The organism is Verrucomicrobiota bacterium, assembly GCA_039027815.1.
In the GTDB taxonomy this organism is placed as follows: domain Bacteria; phylum Verrucomicrobiota; class Verrucomicrobiia; order Verrucomicrobiales; family JBCCJK01; genus JBCCJK01.
Map to the genome: position 1 here is coordinate 32636 of JBCCJK010000018.1, position 21455 is coordinate 54090.

At 60.5% G+C, this 21455-nt stretch carries 20 protein-coding genes, 1 other RNA gene and 1 riboswitch; of the genes, 8 read left to right on the forward strand and 13 right to left on the reverse strand.

The genetic code is table 11. From position 1 onward, the window contains the following. Nucleotides 1–19: 19 nt before the first annotated feature. Both AAF555_06720 and AAF555_06725 read right to left on the reverse strand, forming a co-directional pair. Complete coding sequence (locus AAF555_06720; GenBank protein ID MEM6911262.1) at nucleotides 20–1417, reverse strand: sigma-54 dependent transcriptional regulator; 1398 nt, start codon at nucleotides 1415–1417, stop codon at nucleotides 20–22. A gap of 3 nt (nucleotides 1418–1420) precedes the next feature. Further along, nucleotides 1421–2653, reverse strand: coding sequence for an ATP-binding protein (locus AAF555_06725; protein MEM6911263.1), 1233 nt, complete (start codon nucleotides 2651–2653; stop codon nucleotides 1421–1423). Nucleotides 2654–2664: 11 nt separating this feature from the next. Here AAF555_06725 and cutA point away from each other — a divergent pair, with 11 nt between their 5' ends. After that, a complete protein-coding gene (gene cutA, locus AAF555_06730; GenBank protein ID MEM6911264.1) occupies nucleotides 2665–2988 on the forward strand; it encodes a divalent-cation tolerance protein CutA in 324 nt (107 codons plus the stop codon). A gap of 223 nt (nucleotides 2989–3211) precedes the next feature. Here cutA and AAF555_06735 read toward each other — a convergent pair whose 3' ends face one another. The 7 genes from AAF555_06735 to AAF555_06765 all read right to left on the reverse strand — a co-directional run bounded on the left by AAF555_06735 (nucleotide 3212) and on the right by AAF555_06765 (nucleotide 10869). After that, nucleotides 3212–5725 (reverse strand): ATP-dependent Clp protease ATP-binding subunit, encoded by a 2514-nt coding sequence (locus AAF555_06735; GenBank protein MEM6911265.1) that lies wholly within the window; start codon nucleotides 5723–5725, stop codon nucleotides 3212–3214. A gap of 27 nt (nucleotides 5726–5752) precedes the next feature. Then, nucleotides 5753–6844: a protein arginine kinase gene (locus AAF555_06740; protein ID MEM6911266.1), complete on the reverse strand. Its 1092-nt coding sequence runs from the start codon at nucleotides 6842–6844 to the stop codon at nucleotides 5753–5755. Nucleotides 6845–6913: 69 nt separating this feature from the next. Then, nucleotides 6914–7429: a UvrB/UvrC motif-containing protein gene (locus AAF555_06745; GenBank protein MEM6911267.1), complete on the reverse strand. Its 516-nt coding sequence runs from the start codon at nucleotides 7427–7429 to the stop codon at nucleotides 6914–6916. Nucleotides 7430–7445: 16 nt separating this feature from the next. Next, nucleotides 7446–8318, reverse strand: coding sequence for a branched-chain-amino-acid transaminase (ilvE, locus tag AAF555_06750; protein ID MEM6911268.1), 873 nt, complete (start codon nucleotides 8316–8318; stop codon nucleotides 7446–7448). A gap of 53 nt (nucleotides 8319–8371) precedes the next feature. Beyond that, nucleotides 8372–9052: an ABC transporter ATP-binding protein gene (locus AAF555_06755; GenBank protein ID MEM6911269.1), complete on the reverse strand. Its 681-nt coding sequence runs from the start codon at nucleotides 9050–9052 to the stop codon at nucleotides 8372–8374. A 185-nt stretch (nucleotides 9053–9237) separates the two neighbouring features. After that, a complete protein-coding gene (locus AAF555_06760) occupies nucleotides 9238–10161 on the reverse strand; it encodes a ChaN family lipoprotein (GenBank protein MEM6911270.1) in 924 nt (307 codons plus the stop codon). A gap of 213 nt (nucleotides 10162–10374) precedes the next feature. Continuing rightward, on the reverse strand, nucleotides 10375–10869 hold the full coding sequence (locus AAF555_06765; GenBank protein ID MEM6911271.1) for a redoxin domain-containing protein: 495 nt from the start codon (nucleotides 10867–10869) through the stop codon (nucleotides 10375–10377). A gap of 97 nt (nucleotides 10870–10966) precedes the next feature. Here AAF555_06765 and AAF555_06770 point away from each other — a divergent pair, with 97 nt between their 5' ends. From AAF555_06770 to AAF555_06785, 4 genes are all read left to right on the forward strand, one after another. Further along, on the forward strand, nucleotides 10967–12232 hold the full coding sequence (locus tag AAF555_06770) for a valine--pyruvate transaminase (protein ID MEM6911272.1): 1266 nt from the start codon (nucleotides 10967–10969) through the stop codon (nucleotides 12230–12232). Between the two features lie 24 nt (nucleotides 12233–12256). Next, nucleotides 12257–12705: RNase P RNA component class A (gene rnpB / locus AAF555_06775), an RNA gene on the forward strand. A gap of 158 nt (nucleotides 12706–12863) precedes the next feature. Next, a riboswitch (cobalamin riboswitch) is annotated at nucleotides 12864–13078 on the forward strand. A gap of 113 nt (nucleotides 13079–13191) precedes the next feature. Continuing rightward, nucleotides 13192–13782: a hypothetical protein gene (locus AAF555_06780; protein MEM6911273.1), complete on the forward strand. Its 591-nt coding sequence runs from the start codon at nucleotides 13192–13194 to the stop codon at nucleotides 13780–13782. Continuing rightward, a complete protein-coding gene (locus AAF555_06785) occupies nucleotides 13779–14519 on the forward strand; it encodes a prepilin-type N-terminal cleavage/methylation domain-containing protein (GenBank protein MEM6911274.1) in 741 nt (246 codons plus the stop codon). The genes AAF555_06780 and AAF555_06785 overlap by 4 nt, the downstream gene beginning before the upstream one ends. Before the next feature lie 62 nt (nucleotides 14520–14581). On the opposite strand, the gene AAF555_06790 is transcribed toward AAF555_06785, so the two are convergent. Genes AAF555_06790 through tkt form a run of 4 tightly spaced genes read right to left on the reverse strand, consistent with a single transcriptional unit; the run spans nucleotide 14582 to nucleotide 19463 of the window. Further along, on the reverse strand, nucleotides 14582–15862 hold the full coding sequence (locus tag AAF555_06790) for a GTP-binding protein (GenBank protein MEM6911275.1): 1281 nt from the start codon (nucleotides 15860–15862) through the stop codon (nucleotides 14582–14584). 58 nt (nucleotides 15863–15920) lie between these two features. Further along, nucleotides 15921–16826, reverse strand: coding sequence for a sulfate adenylyltransferase subunit CysD (cysD, locus tag AAF555_06795; GenBank protein ID MEM6911276.1), 906 nt, complete (start codon nucleotides 16824–16826; stop codon nucleotides 15921–15923). A gap of 16 nt (nucleotides 16827–16842) precedes the next feature. Continuing rightward, nucleotides 16843–17448 carry an adenylyl-sulfate kinase gene (gene cysC / locus AAF555_06800; GenBank protein MEM6911277.1) on the reverse strand — a complete coding sequence of 202 codons (606 nt, stop codon included), beginning with the start codon at nucleotides 17446–17448 and terminating at the stop codon, nucleotides 16843–16845. A gap of 29 nt (nucleotides 17449–17477) precedes the next feature. After that, nucleotides 17478–19463 (reverse strand): transketolase, encoded by a 1986-nt coding sequence (gene tkt / locus AAF555_06805; protein MEM6911278.1) that lies wholly within the window; start codon nucleotides 19461–19463, stop codon nucleotides 17478–17480. Nucleotides 19464–19682: 219 nt separating this feature from the next. Here tkt and hisG point away from each other — a divergent pair, with 219 nt between their 5' ends. From hisG to AAF555_06820, 3 genes are all read left to right on the forward strand, one after another. Next, complete coding sequence (gene hisG / locus AAF555_06810; protein MEM6911279.1) at nucleotides 19683–20564, forward strand: ATP phosphoribosyltransferase; 882 nt, start codon at nucleotides 19683–19685, stop codon at nucleotides 20562–20564. Nucleotides 20565–20595: 31 nt separating this feature from the next. Further along, a complete protein-coding gene (locus AAF555_06815; protein MEM6911280.1) occupies nucleotides 20596–20700 on the forward strand; it encodes an AURKAIP1/COX24 domain-containing protein in 105 nt (34 codons plus the stop codon). 238 nt (nucleotides 20701–20938) lie between these two features. Next, nucleotides 20939–21184 carry a hypothetical protein gene (locus tag AAF555_06820; protein ID MEM6911281.1) on the forward strand — a complete coding sequence of 82 codons (246 nt, stop codon included), beginning with the start codon at nucleotides 20939–20941 and terminating at the stop codon, nucleotides 21182–21184. Nucleotides 21185–21455: the final 271 nt, after the last annotated feature.

Genomic DNA, 21455 nt, shown 5'->3' on the forward strand with positions numbered 1-21455 from the left:
TGAATGAGCAAGCTGTCAATCAAGGGCCTCCACCCTCCTCCTTGAGCTTTCGCTGCAAGGTCCGACGGCTGATTCCCAAGAGCGCGGCCGCCTCCGTCCGGTTCTGTCCCGTCTGCCGGAGGGCCCGCTCAATCAGCACCCGTTCCCACACGGCCAGCTCGAGCGTCTCAGGGGCCCATTCTTTGGATACGGCCCCCTCCGGCTCGGCCCCGGAACCTTCCGCTCTCTCCAATTCCGAACCTTCCAAGAGGGAATCAGGGAGATGCCGCACATCGATGACCTCGTCATTGCTCATGACCACCCCGTGCTCAATGGCCGTGCGCAACTCGCGCACATTGCCCGGCCAGGAGTAAGCCCGCAGGCGCTGGAGGGCCTGGCTGGTGAGGGGCTTGAAGGGCCGCTCGTTTTCTTTGGCGAATTCCTTGAGAAAGGCATTCGCCAGCAAGACCACATCTTCCGAACGCTGCCGCAGGGGCGGCATCTTGATGGCCACGACCTTGAGCCGGAAGTAGAGATCCTCCCGAAACTGGTCCTTCCGCACCAGGGCGGCCAAGTCGCGATTGGTGGCTGCCACCACCCGAACGTCCACCGAGAGCGTCTTGTTGCCGCCCACCCGCTCAAACTTCCTTTCCCCGATAGCCCGCAAGAGTTTGACTTGGGTGCTGGAATCGATTTCGCCAATCTCATCCAAGACCAGCGTGCCGCCATCGGCCTGCTCCAAGCGACCGATCCGGCGCTCGGTGGCTCCCGTGAACGCCCCCTTCTCATGTCCGAACAGCTCGCTCTCGAGCAACTGCGCGGAGAGCGCCGCGCAATGCACCACCACCAGCTTGTCCTTGGGGCGCCCACTTAGCTCATGAATGGCCGTGGCCACCAGCTCCTTGCCCGTGCCGCTCTCGCCCTCGATGAGAACACTCGCCTTGCTCGGGGCCACTTGGCGAATGGTCTCGTGGATGGGCTGCATCACGGGCGACTTCCCGATGATTCGCTCCAGGGAAACCCGCTTGCCCGCGACCCGCTGCTTCAGCTCCCGGTTCTCGCTCTCTAAGGTCCGGCTTCGGGCCGCCCGCTTGATGAGCATCTCCAGCTCATCCAGGTTCAGAGGCTTGGTCACGAAATGGTAGGCCCCGCGGCGCATGGCCTCGACCGCCGTCTCGACCGAGCCATAGGCCGTCATCATAATGCTGACCGGCGGCCAGGAGACCTTCATCGCCTCCTCCAAGACCTTCATGCCATCCTCCCCCCCGAGGCGCAGATCCGTCACCAAAACGTCCACCTGCACCTCCTTCAGCACCTGCCGAGCTTGCTGCAAATCCTCCGCGATGTAGACATCGAAGACCTCCTCGAAGGACAGCCGGAGCCCCTCGCGGGTGTTCTTCTCATCGTCGACGATTAAGACCGTTGGTTGCCACTCCATGGGTTAGGCTTGTGGTTTGATTTCGATCACCTCATCGCCACCCCCCTGGGTGGCTTTCTTTTGGGGCGCTCTTTTTCCCTCCGCCCCGTGCCCTAAGAGCCGGGGAGCCCGCTGCGCCAAAGGCAAGCGCACCCGGACCTTGGCCCCCTCTCCCTCCTCGCTCTCCAGAGAAATCTCCCCCCCATGCTCCCGCACGATCCGCCGCACGATCAAGAGACCCAACCCCGTGCCCTGGGCCTTGGTCGAGTAGTAGGGCTGAAAAAGGCTGCCCATGTCCTCCTTGGAAATGCCCTTGCCATCATCGGCCACCGAAATTTCGACGACATCGTCCCCATCCAAATCGGTGCGCACCACGACCTCTCCCTTGCCCTCGATGGCCTGGAGGGCGTTGCGAAGCAGATTGAAAAAGGCCTGCTTCATCTGCCCGGCGTCCAACTGCAGCATGGGAAGACCCGCATGGAGCTCCTGTTTGACCGAGACCCCCTGCTGCTGGAACTCGGCCGCCAGGAAATGGACGGCGTCGCTCAAGACCACATTCAGGTCCGTAATCTCAAACTGCGGTCGGGTCGGCCGCACCGCACTGAGAAACTGCTTCACCATCAAATCCAGCCGCTCCACCTCCTCACCCGCCACTTCCACCAAATCGGTCAGCTCCGCACCCTGGGCCAGCTCCAGCTGGGCCAGCTTTCTCCGGAGAAGCTGGAGATGGATGTTGAGAGAATTGAGCGGATTGCCCAGCTCGTGCGCCATGCCGGCCGCCAGCATGGTGAAGGCGGTCATCTTTTCGCTCTCGACCATCTCCTCGGTCATCCGGCGGGATTGGGTGATATCCCGCACCAGCACCACAAATCCCGGAACCTCTCCCGCCCCCTCGCCATCGGAAATGGGCGCGAGGTAAAAATTGAGAAAACGGTGCTCCGGGTAGTAGACCTCAATGTCCCGGCTGACCGCTTTCTTCTGCTGCAAGAGTTCGGACCAGTTCACCCCCCGCACGACCGTCCCGAGCGCCTGCCCGCGGACCGACTCCCGCTTCAGGCCGAAGAAATCACAGGCCGCGCGATTGAGGTAACTGACCTCGCCCTCGGGGTCGATCAAAAGAACGCCCTCTTGCAGCGCCTCGAAGACATTTTCCAGCAAGCCCCGCTCCTCCACCAAGCGGGTCAGAAGATGCTGCAGCTCGCCCGGATCGACGCGGTCCAAGCGCTCAATGAACTTGTCGAGAAAGCTCGTTTTCATAGACTGTTGCCATGGAACCCGCGATTGCGCTTCTGACCTTCCCCGATCTGGCCACCGCGCGACAAATTGGCACAGCCTTGGTGGAAGCTCAACTCGTCGCCTGCATCAATCTCCTGCCCGGGGCCGAATCGATCTACTCCTGGGACGGAAAACTGGAGCGGGAAGCAGAAGTCCTGGCCATCGCCAAAACCGCCCTCTCCCAACGCGCGGCCCTGGAAGCCTTCCTTCGCCAGCACCATCCCTACCACCTCCCGGAACTCCTTCTCTTGCGGGTGGACCAAGGCGGGGCGGACTACCTGAACTGGGTCCACTCCCGCTTGGCTCCCGGGAGCTAATACCAACCTCCAGAATTCACTGGAAGAATGGAGGGAAGGAGGTGTGGGGAAGAGGCGCTGAAGCGCGGGGAAGGAAGAGCCGGCGTCTTTCGAGCCAGCCCTGCGTTGCTCCTCGGTTACGGTGCCTGCACCGCGCCCTCGTCGCGCCTTGGTCTGGCCCGAAATCCACTCGGCCATTCTACCAGCCAATTCTCCAGCTTGGTATCAGGCGGGCACCCAAGGATCAACTTCCCGCCTGCGCCTCTTGCGCTTCGGCTGGTCCCAGACCGTTGTCTTTCACCCGGAAGAAGAGCTTTTTCTCCCCTTCTTGATGAATGACTTCGAGGGTCTCGTTCTCGACCACTTCCCCGGCCAGGAGAAGCTCTGCCAGAGGATCTTCCAGGTGGCGCTCCACAGCTCGCCGCATGGGACGAGCCCCAAAGTTGGGGTCGTAGCCTTCTTCGATCAGGTAATCGAGAGCGCTTTGGGTGATTTCCAGCAGGATATCCTTTTCCTTGAGACGCTTGAGCACCTTGTCGAGTTCCAGGGTCACGATTTTTTCGAGATCGGCTTTTTCGAGCATGTGGAAGACGATGAGGTCATCCAAACGGTTGAGAAATTCCGGTTTGAAGACCTTCTTCGACTCCTCCATGATCTTGCCCTTCATGCCATCGTAGTCGGCTTGGTCTTGCTCCATGGCCGCGAATCCGAGCGAGGTCTGCTTTTTGATCAGCTCGGCCCCCACGTTCGAGGTCAGGATGATGATGGTGTTTCTGAAATCAACTTTTCGGCCGAATGAGTCGGTGATTTTCCCTTCCTCTAAAATCTGCAAGAGCAGATGCATGACGTCGGGATGGGCTTTCTCCACTTCGTCGAAAAGAACCACCGAATAAGGGCGGCGACGAACAGCCTCCGAGAGCTGGCCCCCTTCCTCATACCCCACGTAACCGGGAGGCGAACCGATGAGGCGGCTGGCGGCGAATTTCTCCATGTATTCGGACATGTCGATCTGGATGAGCGCATCTTGATCTCCGAACATGAATTCCGCGAGATTGCGGGCTAGGAAGGTCTTGCCCACCCCGGTGGGTCCCAAGAAAATGAAGGATCCGATCGGGCGGCGAGGGTCTTTGAGGTCGGCGCGAGAGCGGCGAAGCGCCTTCGAGATGGCGGTCACTGCCTCGTCCTGACCAATGACACTCCCGCGCAATTCCTCTTCCATTTTCAGGAGTCGCTTGGCCTCTTTTTCCTCCATGCGCTGGAGGGGCACGCCGGTCCATTTGGCGATCACGGTCATGATGTCCTCGTCATCCACATCCACCACCTTCTCCTCGTTGGAGCTGCGCCACTCGGTCAGCACCTGATCGAGCTTTTCCTTGGTCTGCTTTTCCTCATCGCGAAGGGCGGCCGCTTTTTCAAAGTCCTGGTCTTTGATGGCGGCCGTTTTCTTATCGTTGATGCCTTCAATGTCGGCCTCGATTTCTTTCACTTCCGGTGGGCGGGTCGTGGTGGCGATGCGGGCGCGGGCCCCGGCCTCGTCCATGATGTCGATGGCCTTGTCCGGGAGGAAGCGGCCACTGAGATAACGCTGGCTCAGATTGACCGCGGACTCGAGGGCCTCGTCGCTGAACTTGGCTTTGTGATGGACTTCGTATTTGTGGCGAATGCCCTTGAGGATCTTGATGGCGTCTTCCGGGGAAGGTTCTTCGACTTTGACCGTTTGGAAGCGGCGCTCGAGCGCAGCGTCTTTCTCGATGAACTTGCGATACTCGTTCATGGTGGTGGCGCCCACGCACTGAAGCTCGCCCCGGCTGAGAGCTGGCTTGATGATGTTGGAGGCATCCATGGCCCCTTCGGCGGAACCGGCCCCTACGATGGTGTGCAATTCGTCGATAAAGAGAATGATGTTTCCGGCTCGCCGGATTTCATCCATCACGGCCTTGATCCGCTCCTCGAATTGGCCGCGGTATTTGGTGCCCGCCACCATCAGAGCGAGGTCTAGGGTGATGACCTTTTTGTCTCGCAAGAGCTCTGGAACATCTCCCGCGATGATCTCCTGGGCCAGACCTTCCACGATGGCTGTTTTGCCCACGCCTGCCTCGCCGATCAACACCGGATTGTTCTTGGTGCGACGGCAAAGAATCTGGATCACGCGTTCGATCTCCTCCGAGCGGCCGATGACGGGGTCAAGTTCGCCTTTGCCCGCCAATTCCGTGAGATCGCGACCAAAGGCCCGGAGAGCAGGCGTCTTTTGGGCCTTGCCTTCGCTCTCGTTCTCTCCGGCCATGTCCTCCATCTCAGAATCATCGGAATCCCCCGGGGTGAAGTTGGGATCCAACTCGCGGAGGATCTCATTGCGGGTTTGTTCGATATCGATGCTGAGTGATTGCAAAACTCGTGCCGCGACCCCTTCGCCTTCGCGCAAAAGGCCGAGCAGAATGTGCTCTGTCCCCACGTAGGAATGGTTGAGGGCCTTGGCTTCTTTGCTGGAGAGGGCCAGGACCTTCTTGACTCGGGGGGTGTAGGGGATGTTTCCCACCACTTTGGTTTCCGGTCCGGTGCCGACCTGTTTTTCCACTTCCATGCGGACGCGCTCGAGGTCGAGCCCCATTTTCTGGAGCACATTGACCGCGACGCCCTGCCCCAGCTTGATCAGGCCGAGGAGCAAGTGCTCGGTGCCGACATAATTGTGATTGAATCGGTCCGCCTCTTTTCTTGCGAGGGCCAAGACCTGTTGCGCGCGAGGGGTGAAATTGTTCATCATAGCGGGAAGGAAAGAATGGTTACGTCAAGCCTTGTGGAAAGGATTATCAGGTTCACCCACCGGATTCAACTTTCGTCTCATCCGCTCAGCTCGCAAGACATCCCTTTCTCTCGGAGCGAGTTCCCGCTCCGCCTCGTGCTGGAGGTGGGCTGGTTGTATCTCCAGGAGCAAATGATCCATCATGGCAGGATGTTCCACGGATAAGATACCAAGATCCGTGCCAAGGCGGATCATGGAGATGAGGTTGTAAGCCTCTTTCGAAGAAATGATGTGGGCGAAACGCAAGGTGGCGTAGGCCCGCCCCACGTGATCCCGCAGCGAAACCGGGTCCTCTTCCATGAGTTTTTCCCGCGCATTTTGCTCCTGCGTCATGATGTCTTGGATGACCCGCGAGAGGCGCTCCAAGATTTGCTCTTCGGATTCGCCCAGGGTGGATTGATTCGAGACTTGGAAGAGATTGCCTTGGGCCTCAGTGCCTTCGCCGTAGAGCCCCCGGACGGCCAAGCGGAGTTTGTTGGCGGCGTTGATGACTTGGTTGATCCGATTGTTCAAAACAAGCGCCGGCAAATGCAACATGACCGACGCCCGCATCCCGGTGCCGACGTTGCTAGGGCAAGCCGTGAGGTAGCCGTAGTCGCGGTGGAAGGCATAGGGGACTTGGTCTTCCAGAAATTCATCCAGCCGGTGCACCATTTCGTAGGCCGCCTCTAGCTGCAGCCCGGAGCGGATGCACTGCATGCGGAGGTGGTCTTCCTCATTGATCATGATGCTGAGGGTTTGCGGTCGATTGATGACCGTGCCGCTCCCCGCCCCCCGAGCCGCGTGCTCTCGGCTGATCAAGTGACGCTCGACCAGGATTTGCTTCTCAACCCGCTTGAGCTTGCCCAGTCCCTTGCAGAAAGAATCCTTCATCTGCTCATGGGCCGCCACCAAGGGCATCAGCTGCTCCAGAATGTCCGTCCGGGTCTCCCGCTCGGCCCAACCGGGGAAAGGAGTGTTGCTCAAGTTGCGAGCCAAGCGGATGCGACTCGATACCACGATGGCGGCGTGGGGACCGTCCTTGGTCATCCACTCCGCCGGGTGGTTCAAAAGAGTGCTGAAGCGCATGCTGGCCATGAGAAACGTGGAAGTCGTAAAGGAGAGCGTTGCGGGGCCCTCTTCATTTCTTGGCTGGGGGAGAAAGATTCATTCGGCGCTGACAGAGCTGGTCGCCTGCAACTCTTGTAGCTGATCCCGGAGGGCGGCCGCGGTCTCGAAATCCTCTTGGCGAACCGCTTCTTCCAGGTCCTCCTCCAGCTTCTCTCTCTGTTTGGCAGTCACCGCCTCGTCGAAGTAGCGTTTGGGGACCTTGCCCTTGTGGGAAAGCCCCTTGTGCATGGCACTCAGCATGCCGGGGAGGCTCTCTGAAAAATAGTCATAGCACTCGCTGCAACCCATCCGACCCGTTTTCTCAAAATCCCGAATGGCGAAGCCGCAGGTAGGGCAGGCCTCGGAGCTTTCCGATTCTTGGTCGGCTGCGTTGACAGCGGCCTCCTGATTCTTGCCCATGGAAAAGAGCATGTCAGCTAGAGCGAAGCCGGTCGGGTCGGTGACCCCCTTCTCCTTGGCGCACGCTTGGCAGAGGTTTACCTTCTTCATCTGCCCGTTGACGAGCTGAGTGAGGTAAACAGTGGATTCCGCGTCGCAAAGATCGCACTTCATTGCTTTCCCGAATACGCTAGTCGTAGACGGGGAAGCCGCAAGTTCGTGTTCTTTCGCGGAAGGCCTCGATGCACTGCCAAGTGATCGGTCCGGGCTTGCCATCACCGATTTCGCGCGCATCCAATTTCACGACCGGAAGCGCCTCGGCGGCCGTGCCGGTCAGGAAACACTCATCGGCTGTGAAAATATCGTAACGGGTCAAGACCTCCTCACGCAGCTTGATTCCCAACTCGGCCACGATTTCCAGGATGGCCTGGCGAGTGATTCCGCGGAGCGAGCCTTGTGAAACAGGCGGGGTCAGGACGACCCCCTCCCGCACGATGAAAATGTTGTCGCCCGTGCACTCCGCCACATACCCCTGCTCATTCAGCATGAGCCCCTCTTGGGCATTGGCGTTGAGGGCTTCAATTTTAGCTAGCACGTTGTTGAGGTAATTGAGCGATTTGACCGCGGGCGAAAGGGCTCCGGGGGTGTTGCGCCGCGTGGCACAGGTGGCCACCGTCAGGCCATTGGTGTAACACTCTTCGGGGTAGAGTTGGATGCTGGCGGCAATGATGAAGATAGAGGGCTTGGGGCACAGATAAGGATTGAGCCCCAGGCCGCCCTCCCCCCGCGTGATGACGAGGCGAACATACCCATCCTGGAGGGCGTTTTGCCGAATCGTCTCGAGGGTCGCTTCGACGAGATCGGCTTTCGTCCAAGGCATCTTCAGGACGATGGCCTTGGCGCTGTCAAAGAGCCGATCAATGTGGGCCTCTAGCTGAAAGACCCGGCCGTTGTAAAAGCGGATTCCCTCGAAAATCCCGTCGCCATAGAGCAAACCATGATCAAAAACAGAGAGCTTGGCCTCCTCTTTCTCGTAAAACTCGCCGTCGACATAGACCTTCATTTGATTCGGGCCGGGAAAGTAGACCCCGGGTCGAAATCGGCAACCGGAAAGGGCTAGGCGAGCGCCGCCTCTTCCGCCAAACGACCGTCCAGCAAGTGGAGCACCCGATCGCCCCTTTCAGCCACCTCCTGGTCATGCGTCACCAAGACGAGCGCACTCCCGAGATCGGTCGCCATGGACAGCAAAAGTTCCAGCACTTCCTGGCCGGTTTTGGAATCGAGATTCCCTGTCGGCTCATCGGCCAGCACCAAACGAGGCTCGTTCACGAGCGCTCGGGCGATGGCCACTCGCTGCTGCTCGCCTCCGGACAACTCGGCCGGCAAATGATGGAGGCGCTCCCGCAACCCAACCTGCTCTAGCAGGGAGGCCGCTCGTTCGCGACCGTCCTTTCCCCCCACCGAAGCGCTCAACGCCACATTCTCGAGCGCGGTTAGCTCCGGCAGGAGCAGAAAATTCTGAAAGACAAAGCCCATCACTCGATTCCGCAAAGCAGCCCGCTTGCGATCGCCCACTTGGTAGAGCGAGACCCCCTCCACCCGCACCTCTCCCTCATCCGGCTTCTCCAAGCCCCCCAGGCCATAGAGCAGCGTCGTCTTTCCCGCTCCCGAGGCACCCCGGAGAATGAGGGTCTCGCGACGGGCCACCTCGAAGGTGACTCCCTGCAAAACCGGCACCAAGCCCGAGGCCAGGCGGTAAGCATGGCGCAAGTCCTTCACCTCCAAAAAAGCGCTCATGCTGTGACCCTTCCGTTCCCTAACCCAGACCGCAACTCTTCAAACCGCCTCTCCAAGCCCTTCCTTAGGAAGGAGGGGCGAGGGCAGAGGAGTGACTTGGAGGGCCAAGCCAGCAGCCACCCCGAACGCACCGCTCCTCCGCCGGCCCTCTCCTTGACAGGCCTTTTCCTTGGCGGGTTGCCAGATCATTCGGCGGCTGGCTCGGAGGGGCGCGGAATCGTCACGTGCAAGTAATCGCCAGGCGGCGCCCCCAAGTCGCGCAAATCCTGGTGGGTGATTCCGACCGGGCGGGCTTGCGCCTGCTCGGCCTCCGTCAGCTCGAGGTCGCCACTGTCGCTGAAAAGCACAATCCGATCTCGCAGCCCGGGCCAACGCCTTGCCATCCGCTCGGGTAGCCCCAACCCAAAACGGACATGCCCTGAGCCCACCACCACGAGCGCCATCGTTTCCTCCTCGCCGGGACGCCGCAGAAACTCCGCCAAGGTCTCCGCCATCCGCTCATCTCTCGTGACCTGAGCGGCATAGACCTGCCCCAGCATCTCGGGCGTGAACTCGGCATGCGTCAGCAGCAGCTGATCGAGCAGCTCGCGATAGGCCCCATGCGACAGATCCAGCTCTGGCAAAGCCGCCCGCTCCTCCTCAGAGAGCGCCCCGAGTCCCCCTCGGCCAATCTTGCGAACCATCTCGGCCTGGGCATTCAAGGCCAAAACGGGCAGCCCGAGAGTCTGGGCCTTTTCCACCATGGCTCGGTAATCGAGGTAATTGGACCAACGATTTTTCCACGAAATGGCCTCGGCCAAGCCCTCGAAGTCGAGCTGGCCGGCATTGAACCGACTCACCGCCTCCTGATCGGAGACCTCAATTTGCTCCAGACCGAGCACCACTCGTTTCCCACGCTCCGCGAGAGCCTCCAAGAGCTGAAGCTGGAGCGCATGATGGCGGGCGATGCGGTGGGTCTCCCCCGCGTAGACGACCCGCGCGGAAGCCAAATCGTCCACCATCTCCGCAAAGCGGACCGGCTCTCCGCTCACGAGATCGACCCACAGGGCAGGCCGCTCTTGGCCTTTGGCAAAAAAGGGAAAGAAACACCAGAGCCACCAAGCTTTCATACAAGCTTCTACCAAGCTGCAGAATTGGCTGGTAGAATGGCCGAGTGGATTTCGGGCCAGACCAAGGCGCGACGAGGGCGCGGTGCAGGCACCGTAACCAAGGAGCAACGCAGGGCTGGCCCGAAAGACACCGGCTCTCCCTTCCCCGCGCTTCAGCGCCTCTTCCCCACAACACCTCCCCTCCATTCTTCCAGTGAATTCTGGAGGTTGGTATTAGGCCAACTCTTTGAGCTTGGCCTTGATGGCTTCGAAATCGGGCAGGTCACCAGGGCTCTCAAGGGCCTCGGCGTATTGAATGATGCCCTGCTTATCGATCACGAAGGCCGAGCGCTTGGGCACGCCTCCCATGGTGAGATTCTTGTCCGGGAGAAAGCTCTCGTAGGCCACGCCGTAGGCCTTAGCGGTGGCGTGTTCGTAATCGCTCAAAAGCGGAAGTTGGATCCCTTCCTTCTCCGCCCAGGCCGCTTGGGCGAAGGGGTTGTCCCCGCTGATGGCGTAGACCTTGGCGTTGAGCCCCTCATACTCATTCAGCTCGTTGGTGACCGAACACAGCTCGGTCGTACACACTCCAGTGAAGGCCATGGGAACGAAGAGAAGAAGCAGGTTCTGCTCGCCCAGCTCTTGGCTGAGAGTGACCAATTCGGGCCCTCCAGCCAAGAGGCCGGTCAGGGTGAAGTCGGGAGCGGTGGTGCCAACGGAAAGTGCCATGGTGCTTTTGTCAGTTTGGAGTTAGAAGAAGGGAGAATCCCGCCTCCCCCTAACGCCGTGCCGCCCGGGGTGGCAAACGCGAATCCGCACAAATCCTGTGTCCATCGACCTCAGTTCCTTCGGCCAATGGTATGCCCGCCCTAGCGGCATCGGAGACCTGATGGACGACCTCGGTCAAGCGCTGGCCACAGGCCGCTCCGACCTGCTCATGCTCGGAGGCGGGAACCCAGCCCTCATCCCGGAAGTGGTGGCCACCTGGAAGCGGCGCATGGAGACGCTGGTGGCCGACGACCAAGCGCTGGCCCGCGTTCTCGGCATCTACGACCCGCCCCAGGGGAATCCAGGCTTTCTGGAAACCTTAGCCGGCTTTCTGAGCCAGGAATATGGCCGGCCGGTGGGGGTGGAAAACCTCGCGATCACTCACGGCGCCCAAACGGCCTTCTACTACCTCTTCAATGCGCTGGCTGGTGAGAACGGGAACCAAATCCTCTTTCCCATCACCCCCGAATACATCGGCTACGCCGAGCAGGGCTTGCAGGGGCGGCTCTTCCGGAGCGCGCTGCCCCGGATCGAAGAACTCGATGACCACACCTTCAAATACCGGATCGACTTCGAGAACCTCCCGCTCGACGAAGGCACCGCCGCCCTCTGCGTCTCTCGACCCACCAACCCCAGTGGAAACGTCCTGACCGATGGAGAAATGGAGCGGCTGGCCTCTCTCGCGCGCGAACGTGGTATCCCTCTCCTGATCGACAACGCCTACGGCCTACCCTTCCCGGGCGCCGTCTTCACCCAGGCCGCGCCCCATTGGGACGAACACACCATCCTCACCCTCAGCCTGAGCAAGCTGGGGCTGCCGGGCACACGCACGGGCATCGTGGTAGGTCCTCCGAAAATCATCCGCCTCGTCTCCTCCCTGAACGCCGTGGTGGGCTTGGCGAACAACAACCTCGGCCAAGCCCTCACCCAACCCCTCTTCGCCGATGGCACCATCGCCCGCCTCAGCCGGGAAATCATTCAGCCCTACTATCGCGCCAAAGCCGAAGCGGCCTCCGCCATCCTGCGCAGCGCCCTCCCGGGCGATCTCCCCTGGACGCTTCACTCCAGCGAAGGGGCCTTTTTTCTCTGGCTGCGCTGCCGCGATCTCCCCATCAGCAGCCAAGCTCTCTACCAACGGCTGAAAGCCCGAGGCGTCCTCGTCGTCCCGGGAGAGTCGTTCTTTTACAATCTGCCCCGGGAACACCGCGCTTGGCGTCACCGGAAGGAATGCCTCCGGATCAGCTTTGCGATGGAAGACGCCGTGGTGGAAGAAGGCCTCGCGCGTCTGGCGAAGGAGGTCACGAATGCTTATCGACAAGCCTAGGCCTGTGACGTAGCTTCCCCCCGCTCACGGCCCGAGACGATCGCTGGGGCGGGAAACCGCCCTCGAGGAAAGTCCGGACTCCGCAGGGCAGCGCGCCTCGTGAAAACGAGGGCGATTTCGTTCGCAAGGCGGGATCGACGGAAAGTGCCGCAGAAAACAAACCGCCCCGGCCGGGAGGTCCGCTCCAAACGCAGTGAGGACGGGCGACCCAGCCAGGGGTAAGGGTGAAAAGGTGGGGTAAGAGCCCACCGCGCCGAGGGCGACCAAGGTGGCAGGGCAAACCCCGCGCGGAGCAAGACAGAACAGAGGGAACGGGCGGCTCGTCCGGTTTCTGGAAAGAAATGACCTCGGGTACTAGTCGCGCCGTTCTTCGGGACGGTGGCGGTCCTCGGATCGCCAAGTGAAATGATCGTCGCCCCTCCCAGCCTCGGCCGAGAGGGGAACAGAATCCGGCTTATGACGGCCGGGAGCACCCCGACCCCGTCTCGGAAACGAGGCGGGGTCGACCTCCTGCCAGGTTTCAGCCCAGGGATCTTCCATCCTCCCTTCCCGAGCCCTCTGGCCGCGGTCCAAAAATCTCCACCCCACCCTCGAAGCCCTTCAAGATATTCAATTGACATATCAAGATATATAGATAAATAGATTTCAGCATTGTGGTGGCACATGGAATCCGGTGAAATCCCGGAACAGTGGCGCTGCGGTAACCGACCACGAATTCCCACTGCGGCAGAGCAGCCGCAGGCACGTCAATCGGGCGACCGGTGAAGGCGGGAAGGAGGCAGGTCCTTCGAAAGGGGGTCCGGGGAGTCGGGAGTCCGAATACTTGAGCCGATCACAATTCTCCTTCGTTCCGCACCGGCGAGACGAAAAAGCCTTCCCGCCTCAGGAAGGAGGGAGAGAGTCCTGCGGATGATCCGTTTGGCCGTTCTCTTCGCGAACCTGAACCAAACAATCGATCCATGAAACTTCTCCGCATTTTCTTCGCGGCCGCCCTCGCGTGGCTGCCTTCCAACACCTTCAGTGCCGCGATTGCCGTGGGCAGCGGGCCGGACTCCTCCTTCTTTTTGATCGAGTCGCCCAACGTCGGACAGCGGCTCTATGAAGTCTCTTACACTCACGATTCCGAGAATCCGTTCGATGGCTTTTTTCTCTTTGAATCCCTCCTCAACGCGGACCCTGAGCTCGATGCCATTGTGAACAACTTTGGGACGGAGGAGGCTCCCAACATCTTTCTCGACACCATCACCTTCAATAGTGTCTCGGAGAGCAATGACTTCTCATCCGGGCTTTTCTGGGCCCACTGGGTCGCGGGAGGGCAGGTTGGGCAGACCCAATCCCTGGGAGGTCCGGTCGATTCCTTCCTCGACGTCCCCGACCAAGAATGGACCTTTGGGAGCGGAGTCTCTGCTCCGTTTCGCTTCATTGAGCCAGGCAGCTATGACGCCTTCACTTTCGATAGTGATTCGAATCCCAGCTTCGTCATCCCTGAACCAAGCAGCCTCGCCCTCCTCCTCCCCAGTGGGCTCCTGCTGCTGCGCCGACGCCGATGAGCTGGTGCCGAAACGGCTTCACGCTTCTGGAAATCTTGGTGGTCGTCACCCTCATCGGCGTGCTCTCCGGTCTGGGTGCCATGGGCTTCCAGAAAGTCCGGGAGGGCGCTCGCAAGGCCGAGTGCATCTCGGGATTGCGTCAGCTGGGAGCGGCCACCGAACTCTACAAGGCGGACCACGGGGGCGACTACTTTCCCTATGTGCAATACACCGAGGAAGGCCGCACTTGGTTCTTCGGCTTCGAACCTCGTAACCGATCGGCGGAAGGGGACCGCGCCTTGGACCGGACGCTTGGCCCCCTCTTCGACTACCTCCAGGAGGTCGGGGAGGTCGAGATCTGCCCCAGCTTTCGCTATGACGCGGAGCACTTCTCGCCCAAATTCGCAGGGGCCAGCTTCGGCTATGGCTACAACTGGTGGCTGGGTGGGAAGTGGCGAGGGCAACCGGTCGTCAGCCAGTTCCGGATCGAGGATCCCGCTCGCACCATTGTTTTCGGCGATTGCGCCCAGGTGAAGCCCTTCGGCGGCCAGGGAATCGAGGAGTTCTACATCATCGACGAGCGGGAAGTAACCGTCCACTTTCGCCACAACAAGAAAGCCAACTTCCTCTTCGCCGATGGCCACATCGAAAGCTTCTCTCCCTACCCGGGGACCATCGACTCCCGTTCCCAGGAAGAACTCATCGGACGGATCACCCCAGTTGGCAGCACGAAATACTTAGGCCACGGCGACGACTGAGCTGATCACCCCAAGGCCCCTGAAACCTCCCACCCTCCACTACTTGACCCGGCCGCCCGCCCTCAAACCACCATCCCGGCCGCCACGGTGTTGTTGGTCATCTCATCGATGAGGACAAAGGCGCCGCACTTGCGATTGCGATTGTAACGATCAAGAAAGATCGGCGCCGAGGTCCGCAGCTTGATGCGTCCGATTTCATTGAGGGAGAATTCGGGATCGTTCTCGATTTTGTGGAGGGTGTTGATGTCGACCTTGTAATCGATCTCCCGCACGACCGCTTTCACTTCCCGGGAGGTGTGGCGGAGGAGATAGCGGTTTCGCGGGATGAGCTTTTTGTCCTCTGCGAACCAGCAGATCATGGCCTCGACGTCTTGGGTGACCTCCGGCGGATTGTTCTTCTTCACGATCATGTCGCCCCGGCTGATATCGATCTCATCGTTCAGCGTGATCGCGCACGAGAGCGGCGCGTAGGCCTCTGGAAGATCGCCGTCCTGGGTATGGATGCCTTTGATCGTGGTGCTGAAGCCACTCGGCAGCACCATGACCTCATCCCCCGGCTTGAAGACCCCACCGGCCACGCGTCCGGCATAGCCTCGAAAGTCATGCCATTTGTCCGACATGGGGCGGATGACCCACTGGACTGGAAAACGAGCTTCCACATGGTTCTCGGAGCCGCCCACGTAGACGTTTTCCAAGTGATAGAGAAGGCTGGGGCCTTGATACCAAGGCATGTTCTCAGACTTGTCGACGACGTTGTCCCCGTGCAACGCGCTGATGGGAATGAAGGTCATGTCCACCAGGTTGCTCAAGCGGGTGGCGAACTGCTTGAAGTCGTCTACGATTTGTTGGTAGGCCTCTTGGCTGTGGTCCACCAAGTCCATCTTGTTGATACAGATGGCCACGTGCTGGATGCGCAAAAGGTTGGCGATGAAGGCATGGCGGCAGGTCTGCTCGACGACGCCGTGCCGAGCATCCACCAGGATGATGGCGAGGTCGGCCGTGGAGGCCCCAGTCACCATATTGCGGGTGTATTGGATGTGGCCGGGCGTGTCGGCGATGATGAATTTGCGCTTGGGAGTGGCGAAGTAGCGGTAGGCCACGTCGATCGTGATGCCCTGTTCGCGCTCCGCTTTCAGCCCATCGGTCAAGAGCGCCAGGTTGACGTTCTCATCGCCCCGGTTTTTGGAGGTGCGCTCGACGGCTTCGATCTGGTCCTCAAAGATATTTTTGGAGTCGTAAAGCAAGCGCCCAATGAGGGTGCTCTTTCCATCATCGACGCTCCCCGCGGTCGTGAACCGCAGCAAGTCCATGTCGAGGTAACCGGTCGTGTCTTCAGCACTCATAGAAAAATCACTGGTAGGTGGCGGACTTTCTTGGCCATCCGCCCGGGCCGGGGCCCCCTCAGAAATAGCCCTGTTTTTTGCGGTCCTCCATGGCGGTCTCGGAGCGCTTGTCGTCGGCGCGCGTGCCCCGCTCGGTCTGCCGCGCTTCGGCCACTTCTTGAATGATGTCATCGAGGGAGGCCGCCGTGGATTCGACTGCCCCGGTGCAGGTCATGTCCCCAATGGTGCGAAAGCGGACCATCTTCTTGACGATCTCTTCTTCGGGCTGCGGTTGGGTGAAGTCGCTCACCCCTAAGAGCGCTCCATTGCGGAGAAAGACCTCCCGCTCATGAGCGAAGTAGAGCAGGGGCAAATCGATTCCCTCGGCCTTGATGTATTGCCAAATATCCATCTCGGTCCAATTGGACAGCGGAAAGACCCGGAAGTGCTCCCCATGGTGCTTACGCCCATTGAAAAGATTCCAGAGTTCCGGCCGCTGGTTTTTGGGATCCCATTCGCCGAACTCGGTCCGATGTGAAAAGAACCGTTCCTTGGCCCGCGCCTTTTCTTCATCCCGACGCCCCCCGCCGAGAGCCGCGTCATACCCATGGTCCTCGATGGTGTCGAGCAGAGTCACCGTTTGGAGGCCGTTGCGGCTGGCATGCACTCCCTTCTCTTCCACCACCCGCCCTTGGTCAATGCTGTCCTGCACCAGGCCCACCACGAGATGGGCGCCGATCTTTTCGACGAAACGATCCCGAAATTCCATCGTCTCGGGGAAGTTGTGACCGGTGTCCACGTGGACCAAAGGGAAGGGGAGTTTCGAGGGGTAGAAGGCCTTGTAAGCCAACCAAGCCATCACGATGGAGTCCTTCCCGCCTGAAAAAAGAAGAGCTGGCTTCTCGAACTGGGCGGCCGTTTCCCGCAGAACATAGATGGCCTCGCTCTCCAGCTGTTTCAGGTGATTGACCGTGTAGTCTTTCATGACGTGGGTGACTTTTTCAGGCCCTGCTTTGGACGCGAGGCCAAACGAATGCAAACAACTTTTCGAGCGACACTTCCTCGGTTTCCGTCTCCGTCTCAATGACGAGGTCGGGAGCGAGGGGCTCTTCGAAAGCCGAATCCTTGCCCGTAAATTGGGCCACCCCTCCGGCGGCCGCCTTGGCGTAGAGCCCTTTGACATCGCGCTCAGCGCAGGCCTCAAAGGAGGCTTTCACATAGATGTGGTGGCAATCCTCCGGGCCAAGGATGCGGCTGACCTCGGCGCGGTGGGCGGCTTGGGGCGTGATGAAAGAGGCCAAGGTGATGACGCCCGCTTGGGCAAAGAGCTTGGCTACTTCCGCGATCCGTCGGATGTTCTCAGCGCGGTCTTCATCGCTGAAACCGAGATTTTGATTGAGGCCGGAGCGGATGTTGTCGCCATCCAAAAGCTTCGTGAGACGACCCGCCTCCCGCAGCCGGTGTTCGAGGGCAATCGCCAAGGTCGACTTCCCGGAACCGGACATCCCCGTGAACCAAAAAACCCGTCCCCTCTGGCCGAGGAGGGACTCTTTCGACTCTCTCGCCACCAGGCGCGAGAAAACGGGATGAAGATTGTCTTGGCTCAAGGCCTTGAGATGCCTGCTTTTCTGGCCACTTAGCTCAAGAGCGCCTTGGCCGCTGCCACCAAGGCCTCCGGCGTCATCCCCAGCTCCTTCATGACGGTGCCGCCCGGGGCGCTGATGCCGAAACGATCAATCCCGAGAACCTGTCCTTCGCTCCCGACATACTTCCACCAAAGATCGGAAACCCCCGCTTCCATAGCAATCCGCTTGGTGCAGGAGGCAGGCAGCACGCTTTCCTTGTATTCGGCCGACTGCCGATCAAAGCGCTCGGTGCAAGGAAACGAGACCACCCTCACCCCACTGCCAAGCTCCGCCGCCGCCGCGGTGGCATGCTGGAGCTCGCTCCCGCTTGCCATGAGAATGAGCTTCAGTTCGCCTTCCTCTTTCTTCACGATGTAGGCGCCGTTGAGGACGCCCTCGCGTCGCTCCTTGACCGGCACCGCACCCTGCGTGGCCACCGTTTGGCGGGTCAGCACGAGAGCGGTCGGCCCATCGGTGCGATACAGGGCCGCGGCCCACGCGCCCGAGACCTCCTCGGGGTCACCCGGGCGGATGACGTCCAGATTCGGAATGACCCGCAAGCCGCTCACCGTTTCCACGGGCTGGTGGGTGGGGCCATCTTCGCCCACCCCTACCGAGTCGTGAGTGAAGACATAGGTCACTGGCAGCTCGGAGAGCGCGGCCAGACGAATGGCGGGTCGGAGGTAGTCGGCAAAAACCATGAAGGTGGCGCCCGAAGCGCGGAAGATCCCGTCGTAGGCAATCCCATTCAAAATCGCCCCCATGGCGTGCTCCCGGATGCCATACCAGACATTCTTGCCGGTGCGATTGGCTGGGCCGAAATCCCCGCTCGACTTGATGTAGTTCTTGTTCGAGCCAAAGAGATCGGCGCTGCCGGTAATGAAGGTGGGGATTTCCTGGGAAATGGCTTGGATGACTTCCCCGCCCGAAGCGCGCGTGGCATTTTCGAAGTCGGGCGCGAATTCGGGCAGGCGATCCACCAGGTCGCTCGGGACCGACTTGGCGATGGCACTGGAAAGCTCGTCCGCCAGCGCCGGATTGGCTTGGGCCCAGCCCGCGAAGCCCTTTTCCCACTCGGAATAGGCCGCTTCCAAGGCGCTCTGCTTCTCGGCGAAGAAGGCCTTCACCTCCTCCGAGACATAGAAAAGCTCTTCCGGCAGGCCGAGGCCTTGGCGGGCTTCCGCCGCGAACTTGGCCCCCGCTTCCCCATGGCCTTTTTGGCTGCCCGCTACCTCCGGGATGCCTCGACCAATCTCGGTCTTGGCGATGAGCACCTTGGGCCGGCCGTTGTCCTCGGCCTTGGCTTGGGCCAGGGCCTCACTGATGGCCGCGAAGTCATGTCCGTCGATCGTGACCGTGTCCCAGCCGAGCGAGGTGAAGTAGGCGGCGGTGTCCTCGCTTTGGGTCACCTCGGCCATGGCGTCCAGCGTCACGTCGTTGGAATCATAAATGAGGATGAGATTGTCGAGCTTTTGGTGACCGGCAAAAGCGATCGACTCGCGAGCGACCCCTTCTTGCAGGCAGCCATCTCCGGCCAGTGCGATGACATGGGAATCGAGAATGACGTGCTCAGCCGTGTTGAACTTGGCGGCCGCCATTTTCCCGGAGAGCGCGTAACCGACCGCGTTGCCCACCCCTTGTCCGAGCGGGCCCGTGGTGGCTTCCACGCCGGGCGTTTCCTGAAACTCCGGGTGCCCCGGAGTCATGCTATGAAGCTGGCGGAAGTTCTTCACCTCCTCCAAGGGCAGCTCGTAGCCGGACAAATGGAGCCAACCATACAGAAACATGCTGCCATGACCCGCCGAAAGAAGGAAGCGGTCCCGATTGATCCACTTGGGCGCAGCCGGGTGATAAGTGAGCGCTTCTCCGAAGAGCACCGCTCCGATTTCCGCGCATCCCAAGGGCAAGCCCAAGTGACCAGACTGGCAGGCGTGAACGGCATCAATGGCAAGGCCCCGGGCCTCCGTGGCGGCTTTGGATAGGATCGCAGTATTCATGGCATCGACCCTCCGACTCCCGGGAGCGGAGGAGGGCCTAGACTAGAAAGTGCCCTAAGTGATGCAAGCGAAGAATTTGCCGCTCGCCCACAAAGCGCCGTTCCCGCCACGGCCTTGGCTGGAAGGGCCCTCCGAAGCTTCGGAAGCCGCCCAGCCGCCTCTCCCCGGGAGAAAACCTTGCAAAGACCGAGGGGACCGGCTACTTCTCCGCCCCTTTTTATGAGCGCGGAGCAAACTCTCATGATTGGCCTGCCCAAAGGCAGCCTCCAAGACCCGACCTTGGAGCTTTTCAAAAAAGCGGGCTTCTCGATCTATGTCAGCAGCCGCTCCTATCGGCCCTCCATCGATGACCCAGAGCTGGAAGGCCGCCTCATCCGGGCCCAGGAAATCGGGCGTTATGTCGACGAAGGTTTCCTGGATTGCGGCATCACGGGCCGCGATTGGATCGCCGAAAACGGTGCCCAGGTGGAAGTCATCTGTGATCTCAAATACAGCCGCGCCACCTCCAATCCCACTCGCTGGGTCTTGGTGGTGCCGGAGGACTCCCCCATCCAGCGCGTGGAAGACCTTCAGGGCAAGCGGATCGCAGCCGAAGCGGTCGGCCTGGTGGAAAACTACCTCCAGAGAAAAGGGGTCTCGGCCAAGGTGGAATTCAGTTGGGGGGCCACCGAGGTGAAGGTGCCCGAGCTGGTCGACGCCATCGTGGACATCACGGAAACCGGATCCTCCATTCGAGCCAACAAACTCCGGATCGTCGACACCCTCATGGAGTCCTACCCCCAACTGGTCATGAGCCCGGCTGCCTTCCAGGACCCGTGGAAACGCCAAAAAGTGGAGCGGATCGCTCTCCTTTTGCAGGGCGCGTTAGAAGCGCGGGACAAGGTGGGTCTCAAAATGAACCTGCCTGAAAACCACTTGCAAAAACTCCTCGACTGCCTACCTTCCCTCCGCTTTCCCACCGTGGCTCGCTTGGCCAACTCCGACTGGGTCGCGGTGGAAGCGGTGATCGACGAGAAAGTCGTCCGAGAAATCATCCCCCGCCTCAAGGAACTCGGCGCGGAAGGCATCTTGGAATACCCGCTCAACAAGCTGGTTCACTGACCCCTCGCCAACCACCTCACAGAAACACACCATGGGCTCACTCAAAAAACGTCGGAAGACCAAAATCAGCAAGCACAAGCGCCGCAAGCGCATGAAGGCCAATCGCCACAAAAAGCGCCAGCGCTACAAGAGCTAAGCGCACGGCGGGCCCCCTCCTCCCCGCAACCTTTTCAGCGGAGCCGGTGGCCCTTGTCCATCGGCTCTTTTTTGGCTCGGGAGCCGACTTTTCGGCCCTCCCCCTCCCAGCCAGCCCCAGCGCCTCCCTCTCTTCTGACCGAAGCGCCAAAACTGGGCGAACCTCAAAAAAGAAGAGATTTTTTTGAATAGGCCCAGTCGGGCTCCCGTTTCACCGGGACACCACTTACCAATTGCCTATGAAAACTGCTCTTCTCGTCGCCATCCTCTGTTTCGCCGGATTCGGTGCCGCCCAAAAAGCGGACGCCGGCCGCGTCCACTTCAGCTTCAGCTCGGGAGGTTACTACGGAAAGTATCCGCCTAGCTACTACCACGGACGCAGCTACTACCGCGCGCCAGTTCGTCACTACTACTACCGGCCACCCGTCCGCCACTACTACAGCGCCCCCCGCTACTCCTATCGCGGTGGTGGCTACTGCCGCTGAAGTGGAAGGCCATCTTCTCAGCCGGAGCGGGAAATTCCCGCTCCGGCTTTTTTGTGCCCCTGCCCCGGGCCAAACTCCTTCCAAACGACCGCTCTCCCCGTGTCGATCTGGCACTCTGGCACTCTGGCTTATACCAAGCTGCAGAATTGGCTGGTAGAATGGCCGAGTGGATTTCGGGCCAGACCAAGGCGCGACGAGGGCGCGGTGCAGGCACCGTAACCGACGAGCAACGCTGGGCTGGCTCGAAAGACTCCGGCTCTCCCTTCCCCGC